The following is a 928-nucleotide window of genomic DNA, read 5'->3' on the forward strand; positions in this document are numbered from 1 at the left end:
AAATTATAGACATCTATCCAAAACTCATCAAGCAACCAGCTAAAGGCTCGTTGCTTTCCATTTTTGGCTTCGGCTATTCTCTCTGCGAGTAGGTCAGACATTGGCTAAAAAATAAATTATTTATTACGGCATTCTTGTTCATCAGGCATACGTCCACAAAAGCTACAAGCCTCACCTTCAGGGTTTAAATGAGGATTCTGACTTGCACAAGTACCAGCAAACTTACCTCCTTTCTTACCCCAAATTTTAATAGCCATTCCGCCTACACAGAGCAGCAATATACCAATAGTAATCAATATTAATTTCATAGTGTTTTTATCTTTTGTAAATCATTATTTCAAGTTGAATAGGGTATCTACTGCAGCTACCCTTTCACAAGTAAAACCTTCCGCAAAATCTGTACCAATAAGTCTTCCAAGGTCTCGGGCACGATAGGTTACACTATCTAAGAAGTTGCGGTCAGAGATAGGCGTAGTAGGCTCGTTGCTACTGCTATCGTAAAACTGCGAACTATACGCTAACACAGCATTTACTTTAGCTTCCATAAAACCAGTAATATCCACTACGAAGTCAGGTATTATATTTTTCCATTGTATATAGTGATATACCACCTTAGGTCGCCAAGCACTTTGGGCTTTGCCATCAAGAGTAGTCTCAATACGGCGCAATCCACTAAGGAAGCAAGCATCACTAACAAGTTTGCTACCCTTACCGTGATCAATATGGCGGTCATCTATGGCATTGCAGAGTACTATATCAGGCTGATATTGACGTATCTTTTTGATAATTGCTAACTGATGAGCCTCATCATTCACAAAGAAACCATCTCTAAACTTCAGATTCTCGCGTACTGCTACTCCTAATAGTTCTTTGGCTTTAGTCGCTTCCTGATAGCGTATTTCAGCACTACCTCGAGTGCCGAGTTCAC

General features: G+C 40.1%; 2 protein-coding genes. Both read right to left on the reverse strand.

The window, feature by feature from the left end:
• Window positions 1-116: 116 nt before the first annotated feature.
• Window positions 117-308 carry a hypothetical protein gene (locus HMPREF9074_RS01760; RefSeq protein ID WP_009388710.1) on the reverse strand — a complete coding sequence of 64 codons (192 nt, stop codon included), beginning with the start codon at window positions 306-308 and terminating at the stop codon, window positions 117-119.
• A 24-nt stretch (window positions 309-332) separates the two neighbouring features.
• The coding region (gene bshB1, locus HMPREF9074_RS01765; RefSeq protein ID WP_034539516.1) for a bacillithiol biosynthesis deacetylase BshB1 at window positions 333-928 on the reverse strand (596 nt) is incomplete at its 5' end.

It is taken from the genome of Capnocytophaga sp. oral taxon 329 str. F0087, assembly GCF_000213295.2.
Taxonomy (GTDB): domain Bacteria; phylum Bacteroidota; class Bacteroidia; order Flavobacteriales; family Flavobacteriaceae; genus Capnocytophaga; species Capnocytophaga leadbetteri_A.